The organism is Kribbella sp. NPDC051586 (genome assembly GCF_044453965.1).
Classification (GTDB): Bacteria; Actinomycetota; Actinomycetes; order Propionibacteriales; family Kribbellaceae; genus Kribbella.
This window is the reverse complement of the sequence record NZ_JBITDF010000001.1, coordinates 939,798-966,519: the sequence shown is the minus strand read 5'-3', so window position 1 is coordinate 966,519 and position 26,722 is coordinate 939,798. Positions and strand designations below refer to the sequence as shown.

The window sequence follows — 26,722 nt, the reverse complement described above, 5'->3', positions numbered from 1 at the left end:
TGTGCGACCGTGGCAATCTGTAGTGCTACGGTGCACATTTCCGAGGAGCGAGAAACCGCGCGACCGCGTGGTTTCGGTCTGTCGTTCCGCTAGGGTCTTTCGGGCGACCGACGACGAGCGCGAAGGGGCGCCATGATCGAGTTCGAGGACGTCACCAAGCAGTACCCGGACGGCACCGTCGCCGTCGACAAGTTGTCCCTGCGGATCCCGAGCAACCAGATCACCGTGTTCGTCGGGCCCTCCGGGTGCGGCAAGACCACGTCGCTGCGGATGATCAACCGCACCATCGAGCGGACCAGCGGGACGATCTCGATCGACGGCGACGACATCAACGGCAAGGATGCGGTCACCCTGCGCCGGGGCATCGGGTACGTGATCCAGAACGCCGGCCTGTTCCCGCACAAGACCGTTGTCGACAACGTCGCGACCGTCCCGAAGCTGCTCGGCTGGGACAAGCGCAAGGCGCACGGTACGGCGATGGAGCTGCTCGAGCGCGTCGGCCTGGACATCAAGCTGGCCGAGCGGTACCCGGCCCAGCTGTCCGGTGGCCAGCAGCAACGAGTCGGCGTCGCGCGGGCGCTGGCGGCCGATCCGGCGGTCATGCTGATGGACGAGCCGTTCAGCGCGGTCGACCCGATCGTGCGCCACCAGTTGCAGGAGGAGTTGCTCCGGCTGCAGCGCGACATCGGCAAGACGATCGTGTTCGTCACCCACGACATCGACGAGGCGATCAAGCTCGGCGACAACGTCGCAGTACTGCAGGTCGGCGGGAAGCTGGCCCAGTTCGCGCCGCCGGCCGAGCTGCTCGGCGAGCCCGCCGACGACTTCGTCCGCGGGTTCGTCGGACAGGATCGCGGTTACCGGGCCCTTACGTTCGTGCATCCCGAAGAGCTGCCGGTGCAGCCGGTGCCGGACGAGCTCGCGTTGAAGGACGGCGTACCCGTCGGCTGGAAGAACGGGACCGGCGAGCTGCTGCCGCTCGGCGCGGTGTTCAAGCGCGGCGATTCGTTGCGCGCGGCGCTGGACGCAGTACTGACATCACCCACCGGATGTGGCATCTGCGTGGACGACGAGGGCCGCGCCGTCGGCGTCATCGACCAGGCCACGGTTGCAGAGGCGCTCAGGTCATGACGTGGATCGGTGACAACCTCGGGCTGATCTGGGAACAGCTGCGCGAGCACATCTACCTGGCGATCATTCCCGTGATCCTCGGGCTGATCATCTCGGTCCCGTTGGGGTACGTCGCCACGCGGTACTCCTGGCTGGCGAACCCGCTGATCGCGTTCGGCGGCCTGCTGTACTCGCTGCCGTCGATCGCGCTGTTCATCGTGATCCCGGCGGTCCTCGGCACCAAGGTGCTGTCGACGATCAACATCATCGTCGCGCTGACCATCTATACGGTCTCGCTGCTGATCCGGAACGTGATCGACGGACTGCGCTCCGTGCCGCCCGACGTACGGCAGTCCGCGATCGCGGTCGGGTACGGGTCGATGCACCGGCTGATCGCGGTCGACCTGCCCATCGCCGTACCGGTGATCTTCACCGGGCTGCGGGTGGTCACGGTCGCGAACATCTCGATGGTGAGCGTCGGCGCCGTCATCGGGATCGGCGGTCTGGGCGAGCTGTTCACCCTCGGCTTCCAGAAGGACTTCCTGACGCCGGTCGTCGTCGGGGTCGTGCTGTCGCTGGCGCTGGCTCTGGTCGCGGACCTGATCCTGGTGTCGTTGCAGCGGGTACTGACTCCTTGGGCTCGGGTTGCGACGCCCGTAGGGGAGGTGGCCTGACATGTGGCAGTACCTGACCGACTCGTTCAACTGGTCCGGCAACGAGGGGATCTGGGCGCGGATCCTGCAGCACCTCTGGTACACGTTCGCCGCCCTCGGACTCTCCGTGGTCATCGCGCTACCGATCGGATTGCGGATCGGGCACACCCGGCGCGGAGCCTTCCTGGCGATCAACCTCGGCAACGCGGCCCGGGCCCTGCCGAGCCTGGGCCTGCTGATGATCGCGGTCCTGCTGACCAACCAGATCGGCTTCCTGCCGGTGCTGATCGCGCTGGTCGCGCTGGGTATCCCGCCGATCCTGGCCTCGACGTACGCCGGTCTGTCCGGTGTCGATCCGGCCACGATCGACGCCGCGCGGGGGATGGGGATGACCGGACGCGAGATCCTGACCAAGGTGGAGATCCCGATCGGGCTGCCGCTCATCATCTCCGGCATCCGGAGCGCCACCCTGCAGATCGTCTCGACCGCGACGATCGCCGCACTGGTGTCGCTCGGCGGCCTCGGCCGTTATGTGGTCGACGGGCTGAAGCTCCGCGACTTCCCGCAGATGTTCACCGGCGCGCTGCTGGTGGCGCTGCTCGCGATCGTCCTGGACGCGGTCTTCGCGCTGATCGGGAGGATCACCGTGTCCGAAGGGCTGAAAATCGGCTGAATTGTCCGTCGTACCTGCTGAACTTGAGATGCATCCATCGGCACCGGCCGGTGGCTGAACGAGAACACTGGAGGCTCTCGTGTTGAGATCCACACTCATCCGTACTGCGATCGCCGGGGTGGCGGTGCTCGGCCTGGCTGGTTGTGGGGGTGGGGGCGACCAGCTCGGCAGTGACAACGCCGGCAGCTCGCCGGCGCCCTCGAAGGTGAGCAGCATCACCGTCGGGTCCGCCGACTTCTCCGAGAGCCAGTTGATCGCGGAGATCTACGGCCAGGCGCTGGCCGCCAAGGGCGTCGAGGTGAAGAAGAAGCCGAACATCGGCAACCGCGAGACCTACATGGCCGCGATCAAGGACGGGTCGGTCGACCTGGTTCCGGAGTACACCGGCGCCTCGCTGGCGTACTTCGACAAGAACTCGACCGAGACCGACCCGCAGAAGGCGTACGACGCGCTGAAGAAGGCGCTGACGCCGGGCCTGGAGATCCTGGAGATGTCGCCGGCCACCGACGAGGACACCATCGTGGTGACCAAGGCGACGGCGGACAAGTACAGCCTGAAGTCGATCGGCGACCTGAAGGGCAAGAACCTGGTCGCCGGTGGCAGCTCCGAGTTCAAGGTCCGGACCGCCGGGCTGAAGGGCATGAAGGAGAAGTACGACGTCGAGTTCAAGGAGTACAAGACGCTCGACGCCGGTGGTCCGCTGAGCATCAAGGCGCTCGAGGACAACACCATCCAGGTCACCGACCTGTTCACCACTCAGGCGGTCATCAAGGACAAGGGCTGGGTCCAGCTGGATGACCCGGAGCACATCCTGCCGCCGAACAACATCGTTCCGCTGATCCGGACCGACCACAAGTCCGACGACGTCGTCGCCACGCTGAACGCGGTCGACGCCAAGCTGACCACGGATGCGCTGACCGACCTGGTCAAGCGGATCGACGTCGGCAAGGAGAGCGCGGACGCGGTCGCCAAGGACTGGCTGTCGAAGAACCCGCTGTCTTGAGCTTCGAATCCCTCTGGGCCGACCAGTCCGCCATCGGCCGCAACCCCGAAACCGGCGGTTACACCCGAGGCGGCTGGACTCCCACCGAACGCGAGGCGACGCACTGGTTCCTGGACCAGTGCGCCGCCCGCGGCCTAACCGTCGAATCCGACGGCATAGGAAACCTGGTCGCCTGGTGGGAACCACGCGGAGAGCCGGCCGGAGGGCCGGCTGCCCGCCCGGGGGTGGTGACCGGTAGCCATCTGGACTCGGTTATTGATGGTGGGGCTTTTGATGGGCCTCTGGGGGTGGTGTCTGCGCTGGCGGCTGTTGATCGGTTGCGGGCGGAGGGGTTCGAGCCGAGCGTGCCTATCGGGGTGGGTGCGTTTGTGGAAGAAGAAGGCTCGCGGTTCGGGATGCCGTGTTTGGGTTCTCGGGTGGCGGCTGGCGTGCTGTCGGCCGAGAAGGCGCTGGCTCTGACGGACCGGACCGGTGTACCGCTGGCAGTTGCGCTGGAGCAGGCGGGGATCGATCCGTCCGGAGTAGGGCCTTCGCCGCTGGTCCGGCGGATGGGGACGTTTGTCGAGTTGCATGTGGAGCAGGGCCGAGGGCTGACGGCGCCTGTGGGTGTGGCCAGTTCGATCTGGCCGCATGGGCGGTATCGGTTCACGTTCGGTGGTGAGGCCAACCATGCCGGCACCACGCTGATGGAGGACCGCCACGACCCAATGCTCACCTACGCGATGACCGCCCTCGCCGCCAACAAACAAGCCCGCCTGGCCGGCGCCCGCGCGACCTTCGGCCGGTTGTCGGTCGAGCCGAACGGGACCAACGCCGTACCGTCCCAGGTCACCGCCTGGCTCGACGCGCGAGCCGCCGACACACAGACGCTCGAACTGTTGCTCGCGGCAATCACCAAGCAGGCCACCGAACGCGCCGAACGCGACGGCACAACCCTCCAGGTGACCCCGGAATCGGTCTCGCCGATCGTCAACTTCCCGACCGGCCTGCGCGATCGGCTGGTCGGCGTACTGGACGGCGCTCCGGTCCTGCCGACCGGCGCCGGTCACGACGCCGGGGTGTTCTCCGACGCCGGCATCCCGACCGCGATGCTGTTCGTCCGCAACCCGACCGGCATCTCCCACTCTCCCGCCGAGTACGCCGAGCAGGACGACTGTCTCGCGGGCGTCGACGCGCTGGCCGCCGTACTCAAGGACCTCGCGAAGTGACGTCGTACTGGTGTGAGACCGCGCTCCTCCCGACCGGCCTCGCGCGAGGCGTCCTGGTGTCGACGGCCGACGGTCGCTTCACCTCGATCGAGCCGGACGCGCCCCCCGGCGATGCGACAGTGCTCAACGGCCTCGTCGTCCCGGGCCTGGCGAACTGTCACAGCCACGCGTTCCATCGCGCGCTCCGCGGCCGGACGCAGACCGAGCGCGGGACCTTCTGGACCTGGCGCGACCGGATGTACGCCGTCGCCGCCGCCCTCACCCCCGACACGTACTACGACCTCGCTCGCGCGGTGTACGGCGAGATGCTGCTCGCCGGGATCACCTCGGTCGGCGAGTTCCACTATCTCCACCACGCGCCGGGCGGCCGCAGGTACGACGACCCGAACGCGATGGGCTCGGCGCTGATCGCAGCCGCTCGCGACGTCGGCCTCCGGATCACACTGCTCGACACGTGCTATGTCGCCGGCGGCATCGACCAGCCGCTGAGCGAGGTGCAGCAACGGTTCAGCGACGGCGACGCGACCGCGTGGGCTTCCCGCGTTGCGCAGTTGTCCGGTGGCGATGACGTGGTGATCGGTGCGGCCGCCCACTCAGTGCGGGGCGTGCCGCAGGATCAGCTCGGCGCGGTCGCGTCGGCGTTCCCCGACGTACCGCTCCATATTCACCTGTCCGAGCAGGTCGCGGAGAACGCAGCCTGCCTCGAGGCGTACGGACGGACGCCGGCTCAGATGCTCGACGAGACCGGGTTCCTCAGCGGGCGGACGAGCGCGGTCCACGCGACACATCTGACCTCGGTCGATGTCGGTCTGCTGGGGAGCTCCGCGACGTACTCCTGCTTCTGCCCAACCACCGAGCGCGACCTTGCCGACGGCATCGGCCCGTCGGTGCAGCTGCGCGACGCGGGTTCGCCGCTGACGCTCGGGTCCGACAGCCACGCGGTCATCGACCTGTTCGAGGAGATGCGAGCGGTCGAGCTGGACGAGCGGCTCGCGTCCCAGGAGCGCGGCCACTGGTCGGCTCCCGAGCTCCTCAAGGCCGCGACCGTCGACGGCCACCGGTCGATCGGCTTCGAGGACGCGGGGGTGATCGAGGTAGGCGCTCGCGCGGATCTCGTGGCCATCCGCCTCGACACAGTCCGCACCGCAGGCACCGGCGGCGCCCTGGAGACCGCAGTCTTCGCGGCGTCTGCTGCCGACGTCTCCGATGTGGTCGCCTCAGGCAATCATGTGGTTGCTAACGGCAAGCACATGCGGTTGGATGTCCCAACGCAGCTGATCAAATCGATCGAGGCAGTGACCCGATGACCTCACTCCTCCTCACGAACATCAGCTCGCTGGTGACCAACGACCCAGCTCACGGCGGTGTCCTCGGTGAGCTCCACGACGCAGCGCTGGTGATCGACGGCGCCAAGATCGGTTGGGTCGGCCAACGACGCGACGCGCCGGCGGCCGACGGGGCGCTCGATCTCGGCGGGCGAGCGGTCATCCCCGGGTTCGTCGACTCGCATTCGCACCTGGTGTTCGCGGGCGACCGGGCCGACGAGTTCGCGGCCCGGATGACAGGTACGCCGTACTCCGCCGGCGGCATCCGCACCACGGTCGCAGCCACGCGCGAGGCCACCGACGAGCAGCTGACGGCGAACGTGTCCCGCCTCGTGACCGAGATGCGACGCCAGGGGACCACGACGGTCGAGATCAAGTCCGGGTACGGGCTCACGGCGGCGGACGAGGCTCGGGCGCTGGAGATCGCGGGGCAGTTCACCGACGAGACGACGTACCTCGGGGCGCATGTGGTGCCCGCGGAGTACGCCGACGATCCAGCCGGTTACGTGGCACTGGTGACCGGCCCGATGCTCGACGCGGCCGCCAAGCACTCGAAGTGGATCGACGTCTTCGTCGAGCGCGGCGCCTTCGACGCCGACCAGGGCCGCGCGATCCTGCAAGCCGGAATCGCCCGCGGCCTCCAGCCCCGCGTCCACGCGAACCAGCTCGGCGAGGGCCCCGGCGTACAACTCGCCTGCGAGGTAGGCGCCGCCGCGGCGGACCACTGCACCTATCTGACCGACGCCGACATCGACGCCCTGGCCTCCTCGGGTGTCGTCGCCGGCCTCCTGCCCGCGATCGAGTTCTCCACCCGCTCGCCGTACCCCAACGCCCGCCGCCTCCTGGACGCCGGCGTCACCGTAGCCCTCGCCACCGACTGCAACCCCGGCTCCGGCTACTCCTCCTCCATGCCCTTCTGCATAGCCCTGGCCGTCCGCGAGATGCAGATGACCCCCGCCGAGGCCCTCTGGTCCGCCACCGCCGGCGGCGCCGCCTCCCTCCGCCTCCCCGACCGAGGCCACCTGACCCCCGGCACTCGCGCCGACCTGGCCATCCTCAACGCCCCCACCCACCTACACCTCTCCTACCGCCCCGGCGTCCCCTTAGTTGGTCAGACCTTCATCGCCGGCCGGCCGGTCTGAGCGGATCCCCAGCCCATCACAATCGCCCCGCTGCCCGCCTCGTCCCGCGCGCGACCCCGATGTCATGCGGATTGTGATGGCCTGCAGATCCGGCCGTCGCCTGGCAGACGGCATCCAGGACCCACTCGGGGTCGAACATCACGTCCTCCCAGGAGAAGCGGAGCAGGCGCCAGCCGCGGATGGTGAGGTTGGTGTGCCGGCGGCAGTCTCTCGTGAGCGCGTTCCGGGTGCCGTGGTGGGCAAAGCTGTCAGCCTCCAATGCGAGCAGGAGTTCGCGATGGCCCAGATCGACACGGGCGGAGAAGGCGCCGTCCCGGATCACGACCTGCGGTTCGAAGCCGTCGATACCGGCCTCGATCAGCAGGGAGCGCAGGACGGACTCCAGCGGTGACTCGGACCGGCCGTCCGCGGCCGCGGCGACGCGGCGCGCACGTCGGCTGCCCGGGCCGGCCAGTTCGCCGGCGGCAACCGCCAGTTGGGAGCGGTCGATTACACCGAGCCGAAGTGCGGAGTCGGCCACGGACAACCCGGCCGCGAACGGGAAAGTTCGTGCGCAGTCCAGTACCGTCCGCAGCTTGCCTGTGCAGCCGCCGTCGGACGGCACGTGGTCGGCCCAGAAGAGTTGACAGTCCAGCGGGCTCAGTCGCCGGTGCTGACCGCGCGGCACAGTGACCTGCGGCTTGTCCGGCAAGTCGAGCACGGCAAATCCGTGCAATACCGCTGCACTCAGGTGTGACACGACCCCGCCCTGCGCTCGCGCGGTGGCAAGCGGATCCGTCGCGGGTGGCAGTGCGTAGACCCCTTTCGCGATCCGCGTGATGACCCCGCGGTCCAGCGCCGTACGAATGGCGCGCAGCGACACGATGGCGCGAAGCTGCCCGAACGTCGCAGTCCCGCCTCGTCGCCGGACAACCTCCGCTACTTCGGACACGTCTCGATCGTGACGGAAACCGGCCGACGCTGCGCTCCGCTATCCACAGGCGGATCCCCAGGCCATCACAATTCACGCTGCCGCGCCTGGCTCCGCTCAACACCCGCCGCCGACGCCGATTGTGATGGCCTGGGGATCCGGGGCGGGATGGCGGCTGGGCTGGTGGACAGGGGCTCTAGTCGGCCAGCTCTTTGGAGAGGAGGACGGCGGTGGTGCCTTCGGGGAGGCGTTGTTTGGCTATCTCGGTGTAGCCGCGGGCGGTGTGGAAGGACAGGCCGGAGGCGTCGAGAGGGTGGGAGCGGACCCGGGCGACGGCGCGGTCGAAGGGCTTCGCGGCCCGCTCGATGGCTCGGTAGACCTGGCTCCCGATGCCCTCCCGGCGGTGTTCGGGCGCGACCACGATGCGCTCGATCAGGAGGAAGCGGTCCGCGTAGGTCTGGGTGAACCAGTCGAACTCCAGGCCGTCGTACGCCGAGCCGGGGGTGAAGGTGAGCAGGAAGCCCGCGGGCTCGTCGTCGACGTCGATGACGGCGGCGTGGGCGGCGATCAGGCGGAGCCAGTCGAGGCGGTCAGGGCCGAGCGGATCGACCAGGCCTATGGCGGCCGAGTTCAGCGCGAGGACCGCGCCGTAGTCGGCGGGGGTCATCGGGCGGAGTTTCACAGGGACAGGGTCGCACGGTAAACCTTTCCCCGGGAGGGGTCTCCCTGGCCGCACCCTGGCCCGGACCCCGAAATTCGGGGCCGGCCTTGGGAATGACCTGGGCGATGTGCAATGTTGAGTCCAGTGAACTCAAGTTTGTTGCGTCACGGATTTGAACCGAGGCGGACGAACGGGCAACATTGAGTCTGCATCACTCAACTTCGTGGAGGTAAAGCATGGCCCGCGCGGTCGGAATCGATCTCGGTACGACGAACTCCGTCATCGCCGTACTGGAAGGTGGCGAGCCCACCGTCATCCCCAACGCCGAGGGAGCGCGCACGACGCCCTCGGTGGTGGCATTCGCCAAGAACGGCGAGGTCCTGGTCGGCGAGGTGGCGAAGCGCCAGGCCACCACGAACGTCGACCGCACCATCCGCTCGGTGAAGCGTCACATGGGCGAGAGCTGGAACGTCGACATCGACGGCAAGAAGTTCACCCCGCAGCAGATCAGCGCGTTCGTGCTGCAGAAGCTGAAGCGGGACGCCGAGGCGTACCTCGGGGAGCAGGTCACCGACGCGGTCATCACCGTGCCGGCGTACTTCTCCGACGCGCAGCGCCAGGCGACCAAGGAGGCCGGCGAGATCGCGGGCCTGAAGGTGCACCGGATCGTCAACGAGCCGACCGCGGCCGCGCTCGCGTACGGCCTGGACAAGGGCACCGAGCAGACCATCCTGGTCTTCGACCTCGGTGGCGGCACGTTCGACGTGTCGCTGCTGGAGATCGGCGACGGCGTCTTCGAGGTGAAGGCGACCAGCGGTGACAACCACCTCGGTGGTGACGACTGGGACAACCGGATCGTCCAGTGGCTGGTGACCCAGTTCAAGAACAAGAACGGCACCGACCTGTCCGGCGACAAGATGGCCATGCAGCGCCTCACCGAGGCCGCTGAGAAGGCCAAGATCGAGCTGTCCGCCGCGGCCGAGACGACGATCCACCTGCCGTACCTGAGCCTGACCGAGTCGGGCCCGCTGCACCTGGAGGAGAAGCTCTCCCGGGCCGAGTTCCAGAAGATGACCAACGACCTGCTCGAGCGCGCCCGCGCGCCGTTCAAGGCCGTCATCAAGGACGCCGGCATCGACGTGGCGAAGATCGACCACGTGATCCTGGTCGGCGGTTCGACCCGGATGCCCGCGGTGGCCGACCTGGTCAAGGAGCTGACCGGTGGCAAGGACCCGAACAAGGGCGTGAACCCGGACGAGGTCGTCGCGGTCGGCGCCTCCCTGCAGGCCGGTGTGCTGAAGGGTGAGGTCAAGGACGTCCTGCTGCTCGACGTGACCCCGCTGAGCCTGGGTATCGAGACCAAGGGCGGCGTGTTCACCAAGATCATCGAGCGCAACACCACGATCCCGACCAAGGGCTCGGAGATCTTCACCACGGCCGAGGACAACCAGCCGTCGGTGATGATCCAGGTCTACCAGGGCGAGCGCGAGATGGCCCGCGACAACAAGTCGCTCGGCAACTTCGAGCTGACCGGCCTGCCGCCGGCGCCGCGGAACGTGCCGCAGATCGAGGTCACCTTCGACATCGACGCGAACGGCATCGTGCACGTGAACGCCAAGGACCTGGCCACCGGCAAGGAGCAGCGGATGACGGTCACGGGCGGCTCCGCGCTGCCGAAGACCGACATCGACCAGATGGTCCGCGACGCCGAGCAGTACGCCGAGGAGGACCGCCAGCGCCGCGAGGCGGTGGAGAACCGGAACCAGGCCGAGAGTCTGGTCTACCAGACCGAGAAGTTCCTGCAGGAGAACGAGGACAAGGTCCCCGACGACGTCAAGACCGAGGTCAAGGACGGCGTCGCGGAGCTGAAGAAGGCCCTCGAGGGTGAGGACGCCGAGGCGATCAAGACCGCGTCGGAGAAGCTCGCCCAGTCCAGCCAGAAGATGGGCGCCGCGATGTACGCGAACGCCCAGGCCGCCGGCGGGTCCTCGGAGGAGAGCACCTCCGACGAGAGCTCGACCAGCACCAACGACGACGACGTCGTCGACGCCGAGATCGTGGACGAGGACCGGCCGCAGGACAAGACGGAGGACAAGTGACGGATCGACCCACTGGCAGCGAGTTCGGCGACGGCGAGCCCGTCGTCCGGGACAAGCGCCGGATCGACCCGGACACCGGCGCGGCGCGGGAGCCTGCTGACTCAGCGGCCCCCGCGCCCGGCGCCCAGCCGGGTACGCCGGGCACCCCGGGCGCACAGCCGCCCAGGGACCCGTCCGACCTGGTCGGCCCGTCCGCCCAGGAGGCCCTGTTGACCGAAGCGCTCAAGGAGCGTACGGCGGACCTGCAGCGACTGCAGGCCGAGTACGTCAACTACAAGCGCCGCGTCGACCGGGACCGGGAGGCGTCGCGTGAGCTCGTCATCGGCTCCGTGCTGACCGAGCTGCTCGGGACGCTCGACGACGTCGGCCGGGCCCGCGAGGCGGGTGAGCTCGAGGGTGCGTTCAAGGCGGTCGCGGAATCGCTGGAGCGCGTCACCGAGAAGCTCGGCCTGGTGAAGTTCGGCGAGAAGGGCGACACCTTCGACCCGCGGATCCACGAGGCCCTGCTGCACAACTACTCCGACGAGGTCGACGGCCCGACCGCGACGATGATCATGCAGCCGGGCTACCGGCTGGGTGAGCGGGTTCTGCGGGCGGCCCGGGTGGCCGTGTCGGAGCCGACCGAACAACTGCCGGCCGACGCCGCCAAGGCCGACGTACCGGTGGAGAGCACAGATGATGACGCGGACAGGTCCGCGGAGTAACGACCACGACGGGAGGGGAGGCGTCAGATGAGCACGAAGGACTGGCTCGAGAAGGACTTCTACAAGGTTCTCGGCGTCTCCAAGACCGCCGAGGCCGACGAGATCAAGAAGTCCTACCGCAAGCTGGCGCGCAAGTACCACCCCGACTCCAACGCCGGTGACGCGTCCGCGGAGGCCAAGTTCAAGGAGGTCTCCGAGGCGTACGACGTCGTCGGCGACCCGAAGAAGCGCAAGGAGTACGACGAGGCGCGCCGGCTGTTCGGCAGCGGCGGCTTCCGGATGCCGACCGGCAGCGGTCAGGGCGGCGGCGGGTTCAACTTCGACGTCGGCGACCTGTTCAACCGCGGCGGCTCCGGCGGCAGCGGCGGCGGGCTCGGCGACATCCTGGGCGGGATGTTCGGCGGTGGTGGTCAGCGCACGACCACCTCGACGACGGCCCGTCCGCGGCGCGGCCAGGACATCGAGACCGAGGCGACGATCGAGTTCGCCGAGGCCGTGAACGGAGTCACGGTCGGGCTCCGGATGACGAGCGACGCGCCGTGCCCGACCTGTCACGGCACGGGCGCGAAGTACGGCACGGTGCCGAAGGTCTGCCTGAAGTGCGAAGGCACGGGAATGCAGACCTCGGTGCAGGGCGGCGTGTTCGCCATGACCGAGCCGTGCACCGAGTGCAAGGGTCGCGGCCTGGTCGTCGACCAGCCGTGCGAGACCTGCCACGGCTCCGGCCGCGGCCAGTCGAGCAAGACCATGCAGGTCCGCATCCCCGCGGGCGTGCAGGACAACCAGCGGATCCGGCTCAAGGGCAAGGGCGCGGCCGGCGAACGAGGTGGCCCGGCGGGCGACCTCTACGTCACCGTGCACGTCAAGCCGCACCGGATCTTCGGCCGCCAGGGCGAGCACCTGACGCTGAACGTCCCGGTGAGTTTCACCGAGGCGGCGCTGGGCGCCGAGATCAAGGTTCCGACCCTGGACGGCCTGCCCGTCACGGTCCGGATCCCGGCCGGTACGGCGAACGGCAGCAAGCTGCGCGTCCGTGGCAAGGGATCGGTCCGGCGGGACGGGACCAAGGGAGACCTGCTCCTCACCCTCGAGGTGCAGGTGCCGCACGAGTTGACCGACGAGCAGAAGGAAAAGCTGCAGGAGTTCAACTCCGCGTCGGATCATCCTGATCTGCGGGCCGGGTTGTTCGGGACATCGTGATGGGTATCCCGTTCAGCCAGGTGCCGACCTGGGACGACCGCACCCCGATCTATGTGATCTCGGTCGCGGCCCAGCTGGCCGGCATGCACCCGCAGACGTTGCGCCAGTACGACCGGCTCGGCCTTGTGGTGCCGAGCCGGGCGTCCGGCCGCGGCCGGCGGTACTCGGCGTACGACGTGGCGAAGCTGCGCTATGTGCAGCACCTGTCCCAGGAAGAGGGCATCAACCTCGCGGGAATTCGCCACATCCTCGCGCTACAGTCGGAGGTGGAGGACCTGCGTCAGCGGGTCAACCAGCTTCTGGCCGAGGTTCAACGCGGTGTCGGCGCCTCCCGGCGCACCGCCACCAGCCGGGTCTTCTCGGCCGGTCCAGCCGGCGACGTGATCGCCATGGGCCGGCAGCAGACCACGACGCGCTGGATCCGCACCCAGCCTCTGGAGCTCGGCCCGCGCTGATCCTTCACCCGGGGGGTTCCCAAGACCACCGGAGATACTCCGAAACCCACCCTCGGAGCCTCCGGTTCCGGTGGAGGTCGTCGTTCCCCCGCGACGCCTCCACAGTCGAAGGCGCGTCATTCCCCCCGGCGCCCTTCGACCCCGCGGGGTGGTCCGTTCCCGGACCGCCCTGCGGCCTCTTCGCCAGCGCCTCCGGCCGATCCGGCCGGGGGCGCTGTGTGCGTTCAGCTGCCGGACACCGCCGAACCTGTTGTCTACGGCCACCGACCGCATACTCTGGCGGGGTGACGCTGAAGCTGGAGACGGACCGGCTGCTGATCCGGGACTGGGAGGAAGACGACGCCGACGCCGCGCTGGAGATCTTTGGCTCCGCCGACGTGGCGCCCTGGCTGTCACCGGCCATCGACAAGGTGCCGGACGCCGCCACCATGCGGTTGATCCTGCAGGCCTGGATCGAGGCCCAGCCGAACTTCGTCGTCCCGGCCGGACGCTGGGCGGTCGCCCGCCGCGACGACGGTGAAGTGGTCGGCGCGATGCTGATCCGCCTGCTCCCGCCGTACGAGGAGGATCTCGAGATCGGCTGGCAGTTGCGGCCGAGCGCCTGGGGCAACGGGTACGCGACCGAGGCCAGTAGCGCGCTGATGCGCTGGGCGTTCAAGGAAGGCGATGTCGACGAACTGTTCGCCGTCGCCCGCCCGAACAACAAGCGCGCGATCGCGACCGCGAAACGCCTCGGCCTGCAGTGGGTCGGCGAGACCGACAAGTACTACGACCTGAATCTGCAGGTCTACCGGATCCGCGCCTCCGAGTTCAGCACGTAGAGCAGCAGCAACGCGCCGATCAAGTAGGAGTCGCCCGCCACCGACTGGACCAGAGTCCAGTCGTACTCACGGTCGCCCGCGAACGGCATCCGCCACGGCAACCCCAGCACGAAGGTCGCCGTCCAGACAGCGGCCGACACGGTACGCCGTCGCGCCCAGAGCATTGCGGCGGCGGGTACGGCCCCGACCCAGTGGTTGGACCACGAGATCGGCGAGACGATCAATCCGGTGAACGCCGTTGCGATCAGTGCCTCGAAGGTGAGGCCCCGATCGTGCAGTCGTCGTGCCGTGAGTAGCCCGGCCACTCCGATGGCCGTTGCTGCTAGCAACCATATTGGCGAAGCGGGGTTGTGCGTGATCCTGGCGATCGCTCCACGCACGGACTGATTGCCGACGTACTGCGCCGGTCCGGGCCGGCCTGGGTCGAAGATGTACCGCGTCCAGAAGGCTGTCGCCGGGCCGGGCATCACCAGCCAGCCGATCACGATCGTGCCGAGCGTCGTACCGGCCGCCACTGCCGCTTCCCGGAACCGCCTGGTGATCAGCAGGAAGACGATGAAGATGCCCGGGGTCAGTTTGATGCCGGTGGCAACACCGACGAGGACTCCGCGGTACCGCCGGGGGAGGTGGCCGAGCAGGTCGAGCATCAGCAGGGCCAGGAGGATCAGGTTGATCTGACCCAGCCCGAACGTCGACCATACCGGCTCGAACGCCAACGCGGCGAAGGCAATCACCAGACCGGCCGTGCGTCCCCAGCCCAGTGCCTTGGCGGTCGTCCAGCCGATCACCAGCAGCGAGACGCCCGACAGCAACGTCATCAGCAGCCGCCCGAACTCCTGCCCGATCGCCAGCGGCGACAGAACGATCGCGGCGAACGGTGGATAGGTGAAACCCAGACCCATCCCGGGGTACTGGTGGTGGACGGTGTAGATGTCCTGTCCGTGCAACAGTCCGCGGGCCGCCGCGTAGTACACCCGCAGGTCGGACATCATGAACGACGGCCGCCAGATCAGCACGCAGAGCAGCGGCAAGATCGTTGCCGCCAGCACCAACACCGGCACCGGAACACCTCGCCGGACCCGTGGTGGAACAAGGTCGATGGTCATGCCATCGACCCTCCCGGCGCGCCCCGGTCCGCCACATCGCCAGTGGGAGCCAACCCGGGTCACTGCCGCGAGGGACGCCGTACCGCGACTCGGCACACTTTCGAATGACCGCCGTGTCACTCCAAAGAGTGACGGCCCGCGGCCCTATGGCACGCAGAATGGTGGCGTGAGTACACGTGCGGCGCTGGACTGGTTGTCCGTTGGAAAGCGGGCGGTCTGGCTCGACGCTGCGATCGCGGTGGCCGGACTGGTCAGCCTGCAGTTCGGGGCTGCCAACAGCCACACCGACGGCTGGCCGCATGTCTGGCTCGGGCTCCGCATGGTCGTCGTGCTGTTCCCGGCGCTGATCGTGATCCGGCGGTTCGAGCCCGCGGTCGCGCTGCTCGGCCTGGTCGGTGGCGCCTATCTGGCCGGTCTGGTCGGTCAGCTCGACTGGTTCCTGCTCCTGGGCTGCGTGCTGGCCCTGTGGTCGCTGGCCGGTCGTTGCCGGGTGCCCACAGTTCTGGCCGTCGCCGCGGCAGCCGCCGCGCTGCCGCTGTTGCTGGGGCTGGTGCGCCTGCCACTGATGAAGGTTCTCTACCGCAGTTCCGGACCTGGCATCACCACGACCGACTACGAGAAGATCGCCGCGAACGGCTGGCCGCGCTGGCAGGCGCTGCTCATCGTCGTACTGGCGCTGCTGTTCCTGGCACTGCGTCATCAGAGCTGGGCTCAGGCGTTGACCGCGCGGGAGCGGATGGCCGACCTCCGCGGGTTCCTGCGCGACCCGCAGCTCGAGCTGCCGCGCAACGTGATCCTGGCCGTCGCGGTCTCGGGGCTGGTCCTGACCGAGATCGGCAAGGACCTGTTCTACGGCAACTGGTGGAGCGCTCCGGGCTGGATGCCGTACGTCGTCGCGTACGCCGCGCTGACCCTGGTACTCCGGCGCTGGTACGTCGTCCCGGTCGTGGTGCTCGCGGTGGCGTCGCTGATTGCGAACTGGCAGGCGTCGACCGACATCGTCTCCCTGTACTGCGCTTTCGGGCTCGCGCTGTACTGGCTGATCGTGACGCCGCAGCACGGCCGGAGTCTGCGCTGGACCTTCCCTACGGCCGTCGCCGTCCTGGCCGCGCTTCCGCTGATCAGCTACTGGACGCCGTATTCGGTGATGGTGATCGTCTTCCCGGCCATCCGCAAGGTGGGATTCGACTGGGACGTCGACGGCGTACTTCGGAACGGCTGGTTCGACGCGATCATGAGTCACCAGTGGCCGATCAGTCTGTCGCTGATCCTCCTGCTGCCGGTCTGCGGAGGTATCGCGGTCCGGCTGTACTGGCGCAACCGCGAGGCGGCGCGCCGGGAGGTAGAGCTCGAAGAGCAGGCCGTCGAGCGCGAGGCCGAGCAGGTCGTGCTCACCGAGCGGTCCAACATCGCGCGGGACCTGCACGACGTCGTGGCGCATGCGGTCAACCTGATGGTGATCCAGGCGGAGACAGGGCCGGATCTCGTACGGCGCGGCGATGCCGACGTACTGGCCGGGTTCCAGCGCATCGGGGATGCGGGGCGGCGGGCGCTCGGCGAGCTGGACCGGTTGCTGTCGGCGCTGCGCGACGCTGATGGCGTACCGGATCCGCAGTTGGCTCCGCAGCCCGGTCTGAAGGATGTGCGCCAGTTGGTGACCGATGTGTCGTCCCAGCAGCTTCCGGTGGAGCTGGATCTGACCGGAGATCCGGCGTTGCCGCCGGCCGGTCACCAGCTCACAGCGTACCGGTTGGTGCAGGAAGGGCTGACCAACGCAGTACGGCATGCGAAGGCGACGAAGGTGAACGTGACGGTCGCGATCGGCGCCGACGGGATCGAGGTCGAGGTCGTGGACGACGGCGCCGGGTTCGATCCGGCCGCAGCACGGCGCAGCGGCCGGCACGGTCTGGCCGGGATGCGCGAGCGGGTGCGGGTTCACCACGGCACGCTCGACATCGGTACGGGACCAGACGCCGGCACCACGATCAGGGCCTGGATCCCGGTCGGGGCCGCCCGGTGATCAAGGTGATGGTGGTGGACGACCAGGACCTGGTCCGGGACGGGATCGCGATGATCCTCGACGGGCAGGCGGACATCGAGGTGGTCGCGCAAGCGGTCGACGGCGCGGACGCGATCCAGAAGGCGGCCGCGATCCTCGATCTGGCCGTCGTCCTGATGGACGTGCGGATGCCGGTGATGGACGGGATCGAGGCGACCCGGCGGCTGGCCGGCGGGCCGAAGGTGCTGATCCTGACCACGTTCGACCTGGACGAGTACGTGTACGACGCGTTGCGCGCCGGGGCGAGCGGATTCCTGCTGAAGCGGTCGTCGCGGGACGAGCTGATCAACGCGGTCCGGGTGATCGCGGCCGGCGACGCCCTGCTGGCACCGCCGGTGACGCGGCGGTTGATCGACCGGTTCGCCGACACGGGGCTTGATCCGGCGGTGGCGGCGCGGCTCGACGTACTCACGGCCCGGGAGCGGGAGGTCCTGGTTCTGGTCGCGAGGGGCAACTCGAATGCGGAGATCGCGGCCGAGCTGCACCTGACCGAGCACACGGTGAAGACCCACGTCAGCCGGATGCTCACCAAGACCGGACTGCGGGACCGGGTCCAGGCGGTGATCCTCGCGTACGACGCCGGGGTGGTCTCGGCCGGCCAGCACTAGTTGTGGGTTGTCCACAGGCGCGGATCTCGTCGGCGGCAGAGCGTGCGGAAACGGATACAACTTGTAGTGAGAGGAGAGCGGAACCCTGAGTTCTCCCTGGGATTCCTCAGAGTTGAGTGGAATGGACTCAAGTTTCGATAAGTTGTGTCTTGTGAGACCTGTTAGTTGAGCTGGAAAGGCTGGAAATAGATGGACGTTCAGCGGTTGACGACGCTGGCCCGGGAAACCCTGTCGGTCGCGATCCGTCAGACGTCCGCGGCGGGCAACCCGACCGTGGAACCGATTCACCTGCTCTCCGCGCTGCTCGCGCAGCCCGAAGGGACGACGATCGGTCTGCTCGAGGCAGCCGGCGGCGACCTCGACGCCGTCCGCCAGAAGACCGCCGCGCAGCTGAGCCGGCTGCCGAAGGCGAGCGGTGGCAGCGTGCAGGCGCCGAGCCTGTCGCCGAAGACCGGCGACGTGCTGAACCAGGCAGAGCAGCGGGCCCTCGGGCTCGGGGACGAGTATGTCTCCACGGAGCATTTGCTGATCGCGCTCGCAACCGTCGAGGGTGTGGCCAAGACCGCGCTCGGCGTGACGGCGGACGCGCTGCTGCAAGCCTTCGACCAGATGCGAGGCAACCGCCGGATCACCTCGCCGGAGGCCGAAGGAACCACCAAGACATTGGAGAAGTACGGCGTCGACCTGACCGAGCGCGCCAAGGAGGGCAAGCTCGACCCGGTGATCGGCCGTGACTCCGAGATCCGGCGCGTGGTCCAGGTGCTGTCGCGTCGTACCAAGAACAACCCCGTCCTGATCGGTGAGCCCGGCGTCGGCAAGACCGCCGTCGTCGAGGGGCTGGCCCAGCGGATCGTGGCCGGTGACGTGCCCGAGTCGCTGCGAGGCCGCCGGCTGATCAGCCTGGACCTCGGTGCGATGGTCGCGGGCGCGAAGTACCGCGGTGAGTTCGAGGAGCGGCTGAAGGCGGTGCTGACCGAGATCAAGGAGTCCGACGGTCAGATCATCACGTTCATCGACGAGCTGCACACCGTCGTCGGCGCCGGTGCGTCCGGCGAGGGCGCGATGGACGCCGGCAACATGCTGAAGCCGATGCTGGCGCGTGGTGAGCTCCGGATGATCGGCGCCACCACCCTCGACGAGTACCGGACCCGGATCGAGAAGGACCCGGCGCTGGAGCGGCGTTTCCAGCAGGTGTTCGTCGGCGAGCCCTCGGTCGAGGACTCGATCGCGATCCTGCGCGGTCTGAAGGAGCGGTACGAGGCGCACCACAAGGTCGCCATCTCCGACTCTGCCCTGGTCGCCGCGGCGACGCTGTCGCACCGGTACATCTCCGGCCGCCAGCTGCCCGACAAGGCGATCGATCTGGTCGACGAGGCCGCGTCCCGGCTGCGGATGGAGATCGACTCGTCCCCGGTCGAGATCGACTCGCTCCGCCGGACCGTCGACCGGCTGAAGATGGAGGAGCTCGCGCTGTCCCGCGAGGACGACCCGTCGTCGCAGGAGCGGCTGGAGCGGCTGCGTGCCGACCTCGCCGACCGCGAGGAGGAGCTGCGCGCGCTCGAGGCCCGCTGGGACCGGGAGAAGTCCGGCCTGAATCGGGTCGGTGAGGTCAAGGAGCGCATCGACGAGCTGCGCGGCCAGGCCGAGCGCGCCCAGCGCGACGGCGACCTGGAGACCGCGGCCCGGATCCTGTACGGCGAGATTCCCGAGCTGACCAAGGAGCTGGAGAAGGCGTCCGAGGAGGACGACGTCGTCGAGGGCCCCGAGGCGATGGTCAACGAGGAGGTCGGTCCGACCGAGATCGCCGAGGTGATCGCGATGTGGACCGGGATCCCGACCGGGCGGCTGCTCGAGGGCGAGACCGGCAAGTTGCTCCGGATGGAGGACGAGCTGGGTCATCGGCTGATCGGTCAGCGCGAGGCGGTCAAGGCCGTGAGCGACGCCGTACGGCGGGCGCGGGCCGGCATCTCCGACCCGGACCGGCCGACCGGTTCGTTCCTGTTCCTCGGTCCGACCGGCGTCGGTAAGACCGAGCTCGCGAAGGCGCTCGCGGACTTCCTGTTCGACGACGAGCGGGCGATGGTCCGGATCGACATGTCGGAGTACGGCGAGAAGCACAGCGTCGCGCGGCTGGTCGGCGCCCCGCCCGGCTACGTCGGGTACGAAGAGGGCGGCCAGCTCACCGAGGCAGTGCGGCGCCGTCCGTACTCGGTGATCCTGCTGGACGAGGTGGAGAAGGCGCACCCCGAGGTCTTCGACATCCTGCTGCAGGTGCTGGACGACGGCCGGCTGACCGACGGCCAGGGTCGTACGGTCGACTTCCGCAACGTGATCCTGATCCTGACCAGCAACCTGGGTTCGGCGTACCTGGCCGACATGTCGCTGGACGACAAGGCCAAGCGCGACCAGGTGATGGCGGTCGTGCGGCAGTCGTTCAAGCCGGAGTTCATCAACCGGCTGGACGAGATCGTGCTGTTCGACGCGCTCGGCAGCGAGGAGCTGACGCAGATCGTCGCGCTGCAGATCGCGGCGCTGCAGCGGCGACTGCTCGACCGGCGGATCACGCTGAATGTCGACGAGGGCGCGATGGAGTGGCTGGCGATGACCGGGTACGACCCGGTGTACGGCGCCCGCCCGCTGCGCCGGCTGGTGCAGTCCGCGATCGGCGATGAGCTGGCTCGTGGGTTGCTGGACGGCTCGGTGCGCGACGGCGAGACCGTCACGGTGACTCTCAACGAGTCCAAGGACGCCCTCGAGGTGTCCTGACAAGTGCGGGGCCCGGTCGATCCGACCGGGCCCCGACTTGTCAGATCCGGTAGGTCAGGATGCTGACGCCGTTGTCCAACACGGTGTGGCCGTCCAGGGTGAGCTTCGGGCTCGGAGTGCCCTCCACGAACAACTTGGCGCCCGTCCCCAGCAGCACCGGGTGCAGCATGAGGTCCAGCTCGTCGACCAGGTCGTTCTCGAGCAGGCTGCGGAGCAGGGTCGGGTTGCCGTACATGATGATGTCGCCGCCGTCCTGCTGCTTGAGCTGCTTCAGGGCGGAGATCGCGTCGCCCTCGAGGAGCGTCGCGTTCCAGGTCAGGGCGCCCTTGAGCGTGCTGGAGGCAACCAGCTTCGGCAGCTCGCGCAGGCGGTCGGCGTACGGCCCTTCGGCGTTGCCCCACGCGGCCGCGAACATCTCATAGGTACGCCGCCCGCACAGGAAGTAGTCGCATCCGGCCAGCTTCTCGATGGACAGGCGGACCGACTCCTCCCCGAAGTACGGCAGCGCCCACCCGCCGTACGACGTACCGCCGTAGCCGCCTGGATCCTCAGCGACACCGTCGAGCGTCACCAGCGCCGAGGCAATGATCTTGCGCATATCTGTCTCCCTCTGGGTTCTTTGGTATGTAGACCGGTCCCGGGACCGAAAGGAATCGGGGAGAATGGGGAAGTGACGCACTGGGTCAACACCACACACGACTGGGCAGCCTCGGTCGACAGGGAACATCTGGACGCGATCCGCGCTGACGGCGATCGGTATGCGCCTGGCGGCGTACTCCACCTGGTGCTGGAGGTGCTCGCCTACCCCGATGACGAGGCCGAGTCCGTCGGGCGTCGCGGACAGTGCTCGGTCAGGTTCCACGAGGACGGCTCGATCTCGATCGCCGACGACGGTCGCGGGACGGACACCCGCGTCGACGAGCACGGGAACGTGGTGAAGAAGCCGATCATGGCGACGCAGGATCTCCGCTTCTTCTCCGATCCCGCCTCGCCGCTGCTCCCCGACGGTCATCCGCGCCGCGGCATGTCGGTCGTCGCCGCGCTCAGTGACTGGCTCATCCATACCAACCGGCGTGCTAACGGCTCGTGGACCCAGCGGTACGAGGGCGGCATTCCGGTGACGGACCTCGAGCCGTTGGTCGGCGACGGCACCACTGGTACGACGGTCCGCTTCCGGCCGGACCCGTCGTGCGCCGGCCTCACCGACCTCACGCCGTACCTGCGGTTCCCCCACCTCGACGTTGCCGTGGTGCGGCTTGGGTGATCTGGCAGGATCGGGGCGGGGGCAGTTGGAAGGAATATCGGACCGAATGAGTGAGCAGCGCGGCGACGTGCCGGGCGAAGAGCGACCAGGGCCGTACAGCGGTCTGTTCGGTGCGGCTCCGGACACGTACGGCTATCAGCTGACTCCGCCCAAGCAGGTGACGATCGCATCCGTGATCGCGCTCGGGCTGGGCGCGATGTGCCTGCTGCTGGCGATTCTCACGCTCACTTCGGCCGGCGACCAGATCTCCGAGGTACTGACCGGGTCGCGCAACAACGCACCGGTCGCGGTGGCGGCGGCGATGATCTGTGCGTTCGTCTACCTGGTCCCCGCGCTGTACCTGCGCAAGCGGCGCCGCTGGTCGCGCTACCTGCTGATCGCCGTCGCCGCGATGGGCATCGCCGGCGGCCTGATGTCCCTGCCGGCCGGCATCCTCGGCCTCGCGATCCACGCGACCCTCCTGATCCTGATGCTGCAGCGCCCCACCAAACTCTGGTTCCACCACTGACCCTCGGGAGCCCTTTCGTGGAGATCTGGATCAACCCCGCCTGCTCCAAATGCCAGGCAGCCACCAAGTCCTTCGACGAAGCCGGCATCCGCTACACAGTCCGCCGCTACCTGGACGACCCACCCACCGCTGAAGAACTCGAGGCCGTCCTGACCCGCCTCAACCTGGACCCCTGGGACCTCATCCGCCCCAACGAACCCGAAGCCCAACCCCTCCGCGACGTCCCCAAAGACAACTCCCACCGCACCACCTGGATCCAGGCCATGGTCGACTCACCCATCCTCATCCAACGCCCCATAATCACCGCCGCCGACCAAACCACCGCCATAGCCCGAGACCCCCAAACCCTCGCAAAGTTCCTCCCCTGAAATCTGCCCCGGAATGCCCCACAATGCCCCACGACCTGTGGATAACGGCGGCTCCCGACTGCACGTTTCCTGGAGAATCCCGTGAATGCCCAGTCCGTCCGAGCCCGCTTTCAGCCTCTCCGCGTGGGTCGACGAGTCCGTCGTCGTTGGTCCCGTCGGTGGGTCCGGGACGTACACGATGGCCGCCGTCGTCACCGATAACGCACGGTGCGACGACCTGCGGCGGGAACTCGCCGGCTTGACTATCAAGCCTGGTGTTCGGCTGCACTGGGTGGGTGAGTCGGTGAAGCGGCGCGACCTGATCGCTGAAGCGATCGCACAGATGGACATCGCCGCGATTGTCACCGTCGGTACGCCGATGGAGCGGTCCCGGCAGGAACGTGCTCGCCGGTGCTGCCTCGAGCAGTTGCTGTATGAACTGGACCGGTTCGGCGTCGCGCAGGCCTGGCTGGAATCGCGTACGGCGGTGCAGGATCGGCGCGACCTTCGTCTGGTTGACAGCGCGCGACGTAAGCGGCTGATCTCGCACGAACTTCAAGTGCAATTCGCGCGACCGGCCGGCGAGCCCATGCTCTGGCTGCCCGACGCGGTTGCCGGGGCGATGTCGGCGTCCGTGCTAGGTGAGGAACGCTGGCTGGCGGCGATGGATGCTGTCGTGACGGTCCACCGCGTAGTCATCCGTTGAGACACCTCGAACAGGCCAGACAGCGCGAAAGCTGGGGCCCGTCGTTCCGGCGGGAATCCCAGCTTCACTTCTCACCAAGCAGCGCGAGGCGAGCTAGAACCATCGTCTCATAACCAGCGAGCCGATGTCTCGTCAGAGTTTCTGGAGGCGGGTTAGGGCTTCTTGGAGGACTTCGGGTTGTTTGCAGAAGGCCCAGCGGACCAGGGGGCGGCCGGGGGTGGGGTTGTCGTAGAAGACTTGGTGGGGGATGGCTACTACGCCGGCGCGTTCGGGGAGTTGGCGGCAGAAGGTGATGCCGTCGGTGTGGCCGAGGGGGCGGATGTCGGTGGTGATGAAGTAGGTGCCGGCGGGGCGGTGGACTTCGAAGCCGAGGGCGGCGAGGCCGTCGGCGAGGAGGTCGCGGCGGGACTGGAGGTCGGCGCGCAGGGCGTCGAAGTAGTCGTTGCCTAGGGCAAGCGCGTTGGCGACGGCGGGCTGGAACGGGGCGCCGGACGTGAAGGTCAGGAACTGCTTGGCCGTGGTGACCGCCGTGACGACATCAGCGGAGCCCGTCACCCAGCCGATCTTCCAGCCGGTGACCGCGAAGGTCTTGCCGGCGCTGCTGATCGAGACCGTGCGATCCGCCATCCCGTCGTACGACGCCAGCGGTCGGTGCCGGACGCCGTCGTACACGAGGTGTTCGTAGACCTCGTCGGTGATGACCACGAGATCGTGCTCGAGAGCGACGTCGCAGATGCCTTGCAGTTCGGCATCGGTGAGGACGGTGCCGGTCGGGTTGTGCGGTGAGTTGATCAGCAGGACCTTGGTCCTCGGCGTGACCGCGGCTCGCAGCTCGTCCAGATCCAGCCGGTACGACGGCGCGCGCAGCGTCACCGGGACGCGACGCCCGCCGGCGAAGGCGATGCCGGCCGCGTACGAGTCGTAGTACGGCTCGAGGGCGATCACCTCGTCACCAGGCTCGACGAACGCGAGCAGTGCGGCCGCGACCGCCTCGGTGGCGCCGGTGGTGACGAGGACCTGCGTGTCCGGGTCGTACGCGAGGTCGTAGAACCGCTTCTGGTGGTCGGCGATCGCCTGCCGGAGTGCGGGTACGCCGCGAGCCGGCGGGTACTGGTTCGCGCCCGCGCGGATCGCCGCGATCGCGTCCTCGAGCAGCGAGTCCGGCCCGTCGCGGTCCGGGAACCCCTGGCCGAGGTTGACCGATCCGGTCGCCATCGCGAGCGCGGACATCTCGGCGAAGATCGTCGTACCCAGCCCGTCCAACCGCTCAGCGTGTGCGCGCATCCCTCAACCCTCGACGGCCGTGACCATATGTGCAAGCCAGGCCCGCGCCGTGCTGCGGTCGCCGCCGCTGAACGACGCCTCGAGCTCGTCCTCGACCTTGCGGATCGCCGGGGTCGCCTCGGCCAGCCGCTGGGCCCCGGCCTCGGTGAGGTGGATCTGCTGGGTACGCCGGTCCTTCGGGTTCGGCCGGCGCTCGATCAGGCCGGCGCGCTCCATCCCGGTGATCAGCTCGTTGGCCGACTGCCGCGTCGTACCGACGACCCGGCCGACGTCGGCGATGGTCAGTCCGGGTTCCTTCCGCACACAGAGCAGCGTCCCGTACTGCTGCACCGAGAGCCCGTGCTCGTCGAGCGTCTCGGCGAGCACCGAGCGCATGCTCAGCCAGGCGTGCCGGACGAGAAACGTCACGCAGCCGTCGTCGGCGTAGGTGTCCATGCTCCCCATTCTGCCCAGGTCCGGGCGTGGACACGAAAAAGAGATTGACAGGTTCCTGTCAATCGAGGATGATCGAGATCTCGTCAGGGTCCTGACAATTATAGGAGACTTCGTGTCCTCGATCGACCTCATTCCCGAGCGGCGGCAACGCCGCATCCTCGCCATCCTGGTTGTCTCGGCCGTCCTGATCTGGATCGACTCGACCGTCCTCGGTATCGCGCTCGAACGCCTCGCCGACCCGGTCCACGGCCTCGGCGCCACGCCCGGCCAGCTGCAGTGGGCCGTCGGCATCTATTCGTTGCTCTTCGCCACCGCTCTGTTCCTGGCCGGTGCCCTCGGTGACCGGTACGGCCATCGGACCATCCTCATGCTCGGTCTGCTGATCTTCGGCGGCGCCTCCGCCTGGGCCGCCTGGGCGACCGGACCGGTCGCGCTGATCCTGGCCCGCGCGGCGATGGGCCTCGGCGGCGCGCTGATCATGCCGCCGTCGATGGCGATCATCGGCTGGACCTTCCCGCCGGAACGCCGGGCCGGTGCCATCGCCGTCTGGGGCTCGTCGGCGGGCGTAGGCGTAGCCGTCGGACCGGTGCTCGGCGGCCTGCTGATCGACCATTTCTGGTGGGGCTCGGTCTTCACTATCAACCTGCCGATCGTCGCGTTCGGCCTGATCGGCGCCGCACTCGTCCTGCCGAACCCGCGGAGCCCACGGCGCCGCCGGCTCGACCCGCTCGGCCTCGGCCTGTCCACCCTCGGCCTGCTCGGCCTGTCGTACGGCCTGATCGAAGGCGGTCACCAAGGCGGCTGGAACCGCTGGCAGGTCTGGGCGAGTATCGCGGCCGGACTCGTCCTGCTCGCCGGGTTCGTCTTGTCCGAATGGCGGGAACACGAGCCGAGCTTCGACCCGCGCCTGTTCCGCAACCGCCGGTTCGCGGCCGGCAACTTCACCCTGGCGGTCGTCTTCCTGCTGCTGACCGGCCAGAGCTTCTACCTCGCCTTCTACCTGCAGGGCGCCCGCGGCATGAGCGCGCTGTCGGCCGGCCTGATGTCGTTGCCCGCGGCAAGCGGTGTCATCGTCGGCTCACAGCTGGGTGCCCGGCTGGCCGCCCGGTTCGGGGTCGCCAAGGTCTCCGGTACGGCGGTCTTCGTACTCGCGGCCTGCTCCTGCCTGAACCTGCTGTACGACGTAGACACCTCGCTGGTGTGGATCGGTGTGATCGGCGGGCTCGTCGGCCTGTCCATCGGCATGACGACGGCCCCCACCACGACCGCCGTACTGGCGACGCTTCCGCTGGATCGGATGGGCGCCGGGTCGGCCGTCAACAACGTCCTCCGCCAGGTCGGCAGCGTCCTCGGGGTCGCCATTCTCGGCACGATCGTCTCGTCGACCTACCAGCACCGGATCGCGCCGTCGCTCGTCGGCCTGCCGGACGCGGCCGGTACGTCGGCCGAGGCGACCCGGCACGTGGCTGCCACGCTCGGCCGCCCGGAGCTGGTGAAGACCGCGAACGACGCGTTCATCCATGCCATGCACATCGCTGCGCTGGTCGGCGGGGGCATCGTGCTGGTCGGCGCGATCGTCCTGGTGCTCGCGTTCCGGATTCCCAAGCCATCACAATCGCCGGATCCGCAGGTCGGCGAGCGTCAGCCTGCCGAGGCCGGGCGATTGTGATGGGCT

Annotated in this window: 26 protein-coding genes; 20 read left to right on the top strand and 6 right to left on the bottom strand. The window is 68.5% G+C overall.

Translation table 11 applies throughout. From position 1 onward, the window contains the following. Positions 1–132: 132 nt before the first annotated feature. The 7 genes from ACIA58_RS04770 to hutI all read left to right on the top strand — a co-directional run bounded on the left by ACIA58_RS04770 (position 133) and on the right by hutI (position 7,114). Positions 133–1,131 carry an ABC transporter ATP-binding protein gene (locus tag ACIA58_RS04770; protein ID WP_396402233.1) on the top strand — a complete coding sequence of 333 codons (999 nt, stop codon included), beginning with the start codon at positions 133–135 and terminating at the stop codon, positions 1,129–1,131. After that, positions 1,128–1,784: an ABC transporter permease gene (locus ACIA58_RS04765; protein ID WP_396402232.1), complete on the top strand. Its 657-nt coding sequence runs from the start codon at positions 1,128–1,130 to the stop codon at positions 1,782–1,784. Before ACIA58_RS04770 ends, ACIA58_RS04765 begins: the two co-directional genes overlap by 4 nt. A gap of 1 nt (position 1,785) precedes the next feature. After that, positions 1,786–2,436 carry an ABC transporter permease gene (locus ACIA58_RS04760; protein ID WP_396402231.1) on the top strand — a complete coding sequence of 217 codons (651 nt, stop codon included), beginning with the start codon at positions 1,786–1,788 and terminating at the stop codon, positions 2,434–2,436. A gap of 79 nt (positions 2,437–2,515) precedes the next feature. Beyond that, positions 2,516–3,439, top strand: coding sequence for an ABC transporter substrate-binding protein (locus tag ACIA58_RS04755; RefSeq protein WP_396402230.1), 924 nt, complete (start codon positions 2,516–2,518; stop codon positions 3,437–3,439). Beyond that, entirely contained in the window at positions 3,436–4,647 is a 1,212-nt protein-coding gene (locus ACIA58_RS04750; protein ID WP_396402229.1) for an allantoate amidohydrolase, read from the top strand. The genes ACIA58_RS04755 and ACIA58_RS04750 overlap by 4 nt, the downstream gene beginning before the upstream one ends. After that, entirely contained in the window at positions 4,644–5,954 is a 1,311-nt protein-coding gene (locus tag ACIA58_RS04745; protein ID WP_396402228.1) for a formimidoylglutamate deiminase, read from the top strand. Before ACIA58_RS04750 ends, ACIA58_RS04745 begins: the two co-directional genes overlap by 4 nt. Next, positions 5,951–7,114: an imidazolonepropionase gene (hutI, locus tag ACIA58_RS04740; RefSeq protein WP_396402227.1), complete on the top strand. Its 1,164-nt coding sequence runs from the start codon at positions 5,951–5,953 to the stop codon at positions 7,112–7,114. Before ACIA58_RS04745 ends, hutI begins: the two co-directional genes overlap by 4 nt. A 16-nt stretch (positions 7,115–7,130) precedes the next feature. On the opposite strand, the gene ACIA58_RS04735 is transcribed toward hutI, so the two are convergent. Continuing rightward, a complete protein-coding gene (locus ACIA58_RS04735; protein WP_396402226.1) occupies positions 7,131–8,045 on the bottom strand; it encodes a type IV toxin-antitoxin system AbiEi family antitoxin domain-containing protein in 915 nt (304 codons plus the stop codon). A 175-nt stretch (positions 8,046–8,220) separates the two neighbouring features. After that, complete coding sequence (locus ACIA58_RS04730; protein ID WP_396402225.1) at positions 8,221–8,691, bottom strand: GNAT family N-acetyltransferase; 471 nt, start codon at positions 8,689–8,691, stop codon at positions 8,221–8,223. A gap of 230 nt (positions 8,692–8,921) precedes the next feature. On the opposite strand from ACIA58_RS04730, the gene dnaK reads away from it, so the two are divergent. The 5 genes from dnaK (at position 8,922) to ACIA58_RS04705 (ending at position 13,964) form a co-directional block, all read left to right on the top strand. After that, complete coding sequence (gene dnaK, locus ACIA58_RS04725; RefSeq protein WP_396402224.1) at positions 8,922–10,784, top strand: molecular chaperone DnaK; 1,863 nt, start codon at positions 8,922–8,924, stop codon at positions 10,782–10,784. Next, entirely contained in the window at positions 10,781–11,488 is a 708-nt protein-coding gene (grpE, locus tag ACIA58_RS04720; protein ID WP_396402223.1) for a nucleotide exchange factor GrpE, read from the top strand. Before dnaK ends, grpE begins: the two co-directional genes overlap by 4 nt. Positions 11,489–11,515: 27 nt before the next feature. Continuing rightward, positions 11,516–12,688: a molecular chaperone DnaJ gene (dnaJ, locus tag ACIA58_RS04715; RefSeq protein ID WP_396402222.1), complete on the top strand. Its 1,173-nt coding sequence runs from the start codon at positions 11,516–11,518 to the stop codon at positions 12,686–12,688. Then, the gene (locus ACIA58_RS04710) at positions 12,688–13,143 is read left to right on the top strand and encodes a heat shock protein transcriptional repressor HspR (protein WP_396402221.1); all 456 of its coding nucleotides are present in this window, start codon (positions 12,688–12,690) and stop codon (positions 13,141–13,143) included. Before dnaJ ends, ACIA58_RS04710 begins: the two co-directional genes overlap by 1 nt. A gap of 284 nt (positions 13,144–13,427) precedes the next feature. Next, on the top strand, positions 13,428–13,964 hold the full coding sequence (locus ACIA58_RS04705) for a GNAT family N-acetyltransferase (protein WP_396402219.1): 537 nt from the start codon (positions 13,428–13,430) through the stop codon (positions 13,962–13,964). On the opposite strand, the gene ACIA58_RS04700 is transcribed toward ACIA58_RS04705, so the two are convergent. Beyond that, a complete protein-coding gene (locus tag ACIA58_RS04700; RefSeq protein ID WP_396402218.1) occupies positions 13,931–15,025 on the bottom strand; it encodes a glycosyltransferase 87 family protein in 1,095 nt (364 codons plus the stop codon). The genes ACIA58_RS04705 and ACIA58_RS04700 overlap by 34 nt on opposite strands. Positions 15,026–15,236: 211 nt before the next feature. Here ACIA58_RS04700 and ACIA58_RS04695 point away from each other — a divergent pair, with 211 nt between their 5' ends. The 3 genes from ACIA58_RS04695 (at position 15,237) to clpB (ending at position 20,503) form a co-directional block, all read left to right on the top strand. Beyond that, a complete protein-coding gene (locus ACIA58_RS04695) occupies positions 15,237–17,090 on the top strand; it encodes a sensor histidine kinase (RefSeq protein ID WP_396402217.1) in 1,854 nt (617 codons plus the stop codon). A gap of 8 nt (positions 17,091–17,098) precedes the next feature. Beyond that, a complete protein-coding gene (locus ACIA58_RS04690) occupies positions 17,099–17,737 on the top strand; it encodes a response regulator (protein WP_396403309.1) in 639 nt (212 codons plus the stop codon). A 189-nt stretch (positions 17,738–17,926) separates the two neighbouring features. After that, positions 17,927–20,503 carry an ATP-dependent chaperone ClpB gene (gene clpB / locus ACIA58_RS04685; RefSeq protein WP_396402216.1) on the top strand — a complete coding sequence of 859 codons (2,577 nt, stop codon included), beginning with the start codon at positions 17,927–17,929 and terminating at the stop codon, positions 20,501–20,503. A 40-nt stretch (positions 20,504–20,543) separates the two neighbouring features. Here the strand turns inward: clpB and ACIA58_RS04680 are convergent, their stop codons facing one another. After that, the gene (locus tag ACIA58_RS04680) at positions 20,544–21,101 is read right to left on the bottom strand and encodes a dihydrofolate reductase family protein (RefSeq protein ID WP_396402215.1); all 558 of its coding nucleotides are present in this window, start codon (positions 21,099–21,101) and stop codon (positions 20,544–20,546) included. A gap of 72 nt (positions 21,102–21,173) precedes the next feature. Here ACIA58_RS04680 and ACIA58_RS04675 point away from each other — a divergent pair, with 72 nt between their 5' ends. The 4 genes from ACIA58_RS04675 to ACIA58_RS04660 all read left to right on the top strand — a co-directional run bounded on the left by ACIA58_RS04675 (position 21,174) and on the right by ACIA58_RS04660 (position 23,328). After that, on the top strand, positions 21,174–21,767 hold the full coding sequence (locus tag ACIA58_RS04675; protein ID WP_396402214.1) for a hypothetical protein: 594 nt from the start codon (positions 21,174–21,176) through the stop codon (positions 21,765–21,767). A gap of 46 nt (positions 21,768–21,813) precedes the next feature. Beyond that, entirely contained in the window at positions 21,814–22,275 is a 462-nt protein-coding gene (locus ACIA58_RS04670) for a hypothetical protein (protein ID WP_396402213.1), read from the top strand. Positions 22,276–22,292: 17 nt separating this feature from the next. Next, the gene (locus ACIA58_RS04665; protein WP_396402212.1) at positions 22,293–22,643 is read left to right on the top strand and encodes an ArsC/Spx/MgsR family protein; all 351 of its coding nucleotides are present in this window, start codon (positions 22,293–22,295) and stop codon (positions 22,641–22,643) included. Between the two features lie 178 nt (positions 22,644–22,821). Continuing rightward, the gene (locus ACIA58_RS04660; RefSeq protein ID WP_396402211.1) at positions 22,822–23,328 is read left to right on the top strand and encodes a hypothetical protein; all 507 of its coding nucleotides are present in this window, start codon (positions 22,822–22,824) and stop codon (positions 23,326–23,328) included. A gap of 132 nt (positions 23,329–23,460) precedes the next feature. On the opposite strand, the gene ACIA58_RS04655 is transcribed toward ACIA58_RS04660, so the two are convergent. Then, on the bottom strand, positions 23,461–24,612 hold the full coding sequence (locus ACIA58_RS04655; protein ID WP_396402210.1) for a pyridoxal phosphate-dependent aminotransferase: 1,152 nt from the start codon (positions 24,610–24,612) through the stop codon (positions 23,461–23,463). A gap of 3 nt (positions 24,613–24,615) precedes the next feature. Further along, positions 24,616–25,047 (bottom strand): MarR family winged helix-turn-helix transcriptional regulator, encoded by a 432-nt coding sequence (locus tag ACIA58_RS04650; protein ID WP_396402209.1) that lies wholly within the window; start codon positions 25,045–25,047, stop codon positions 24,616–24,618. A 112-nt stretch (positions 25,048–25,159) separates the two neighbouring features. Between ACIA58_RS04650 and ACIA58_RS04645 the strand changes: the two genes are divergently transcribed. After that, positions 25,160–26,716, top strand: coding sequence for an MFS transporter (locus ACIA58_RS04645; protein ID WP_396402208.1), 1,557 nt, complete (start codon positions 25,160–25,162; stop codon positions 26,714–26,716). Positions 26,717–26,722: the final 6 nt, after the last annotated feature.

What these genes read in the sequence shown, in the direction of transcription:
- ACIA58_RS04770 (WP_396402233.1), top strand. Translation starts at nt 133, where the DNA reads ATGATCGAGTTCGAGGACGTCACCAAGCAGTACCCGGACGGCACCGTC.
- ACIA58_RS04765 (WP_396402232.1), top strand. Translation starts at nt 1,128, where the DNA reads ATGACGTGGATCGGTGACAACCTCGGGCTGATCTGGGAACAGCTGCGC.
- ACIA58_RS04760 (WP_396402231.1), top strand. Translation starts at nt 1,786, where the DNA reads ATGTGGCAGTACCTGACCGACTCGTTCAACTGGTCCGGCAACGAGGGG.
- hutI (WP_396402227.1), top strand. Translation starts at nt 5,951, where the DNA reads ATGACCTCACTCCTCCTCACGAACATCAGCTCGCTGGTGACCAACGAC.
- ACIA58_RS04730 (WP_396402225.1), bottom strand. Translation starts at nt 8,691, where the DNA reads ATGACCCCCGCCGACTACGGCGCGGTCCTCGCGCTGAACTCGGCCGCC.
- dnaK (WP_396402224.1), top strand. Translation starts at nt 8,922, where the DNA reads ATGGCCCGCGCGGTCGGAATCGATCTCGGTACGACGAACTCCGTCATC.
- dnaJ (WP_396402222.1), top strand. Translation starts at nt 11,516, where the DNA reads ATGAGCACGAAGGACTGGCTCGAGAAGGACTTCTACAAGGTTCTCGGC.
- ACIA58_RS04710 (WP_396402221.1), top strand. Translation starts at nt 12,688, where the DNA reads ATGGGTATCCCGTTCAGCCAGGTGCCGACCTGGGACGACCGCACCCCG.
- ACIA58_RS04690 (WP_396403309.1), top strand. Translation starts at nt 17,099, where the DNA reads ATGGTGGTGGACGACCAGGACCTGGTCCGGGACGGGATCGCGATGATC.
- clpB (WP_396402216.1), top strand. Translation starts at nt 17,927, where the DNA reads ATGGACGTTCAGCGGTTGACGACGCTGGCCCGGGAAACCCTGTCGGTC.
- ACIA58_RS04680 (WP_396402215.1), bottom strand. Translation starts at nt 21,101, where the DNA reads ATGCGCAAGATCATTGCCTCGGCGCTGGTGACGCTCGACGGTGTCGCT.
- ACIA58_RS04670 (WP_396402213.1), top strand. Translation starts at nt 21,814, where the DNA reads ATGAGTGAGCAGCGCGGCGACGTGCCGGGCGAAGAGCGACCAGGGCCG.
- ACIA58_RS04660 (WP_396402211.1), top strand. Translation starts at nt 22,822, where the DNA reads ATGGCCGCCGTCGTCACCGATAACGCACGGTGCGACGACCTGCGGCGG.
- ACIA58_RS04655 (WP_396402210.1), bottom strand. Translation starts at nt 24,612, where the DNA reads ATGCGCGCACACGCTGAGCGGTTGGACGGGCTGGGTACGACGATCTTC.
- ACIA58_RS04650 (WP_396402209.1), bottom strand. Translation starts at nt 25,047, where the DNA reads ATGGACACCTACGCCGACGACGGCTGCGTGACGTTTCTCGTCCGGCAC.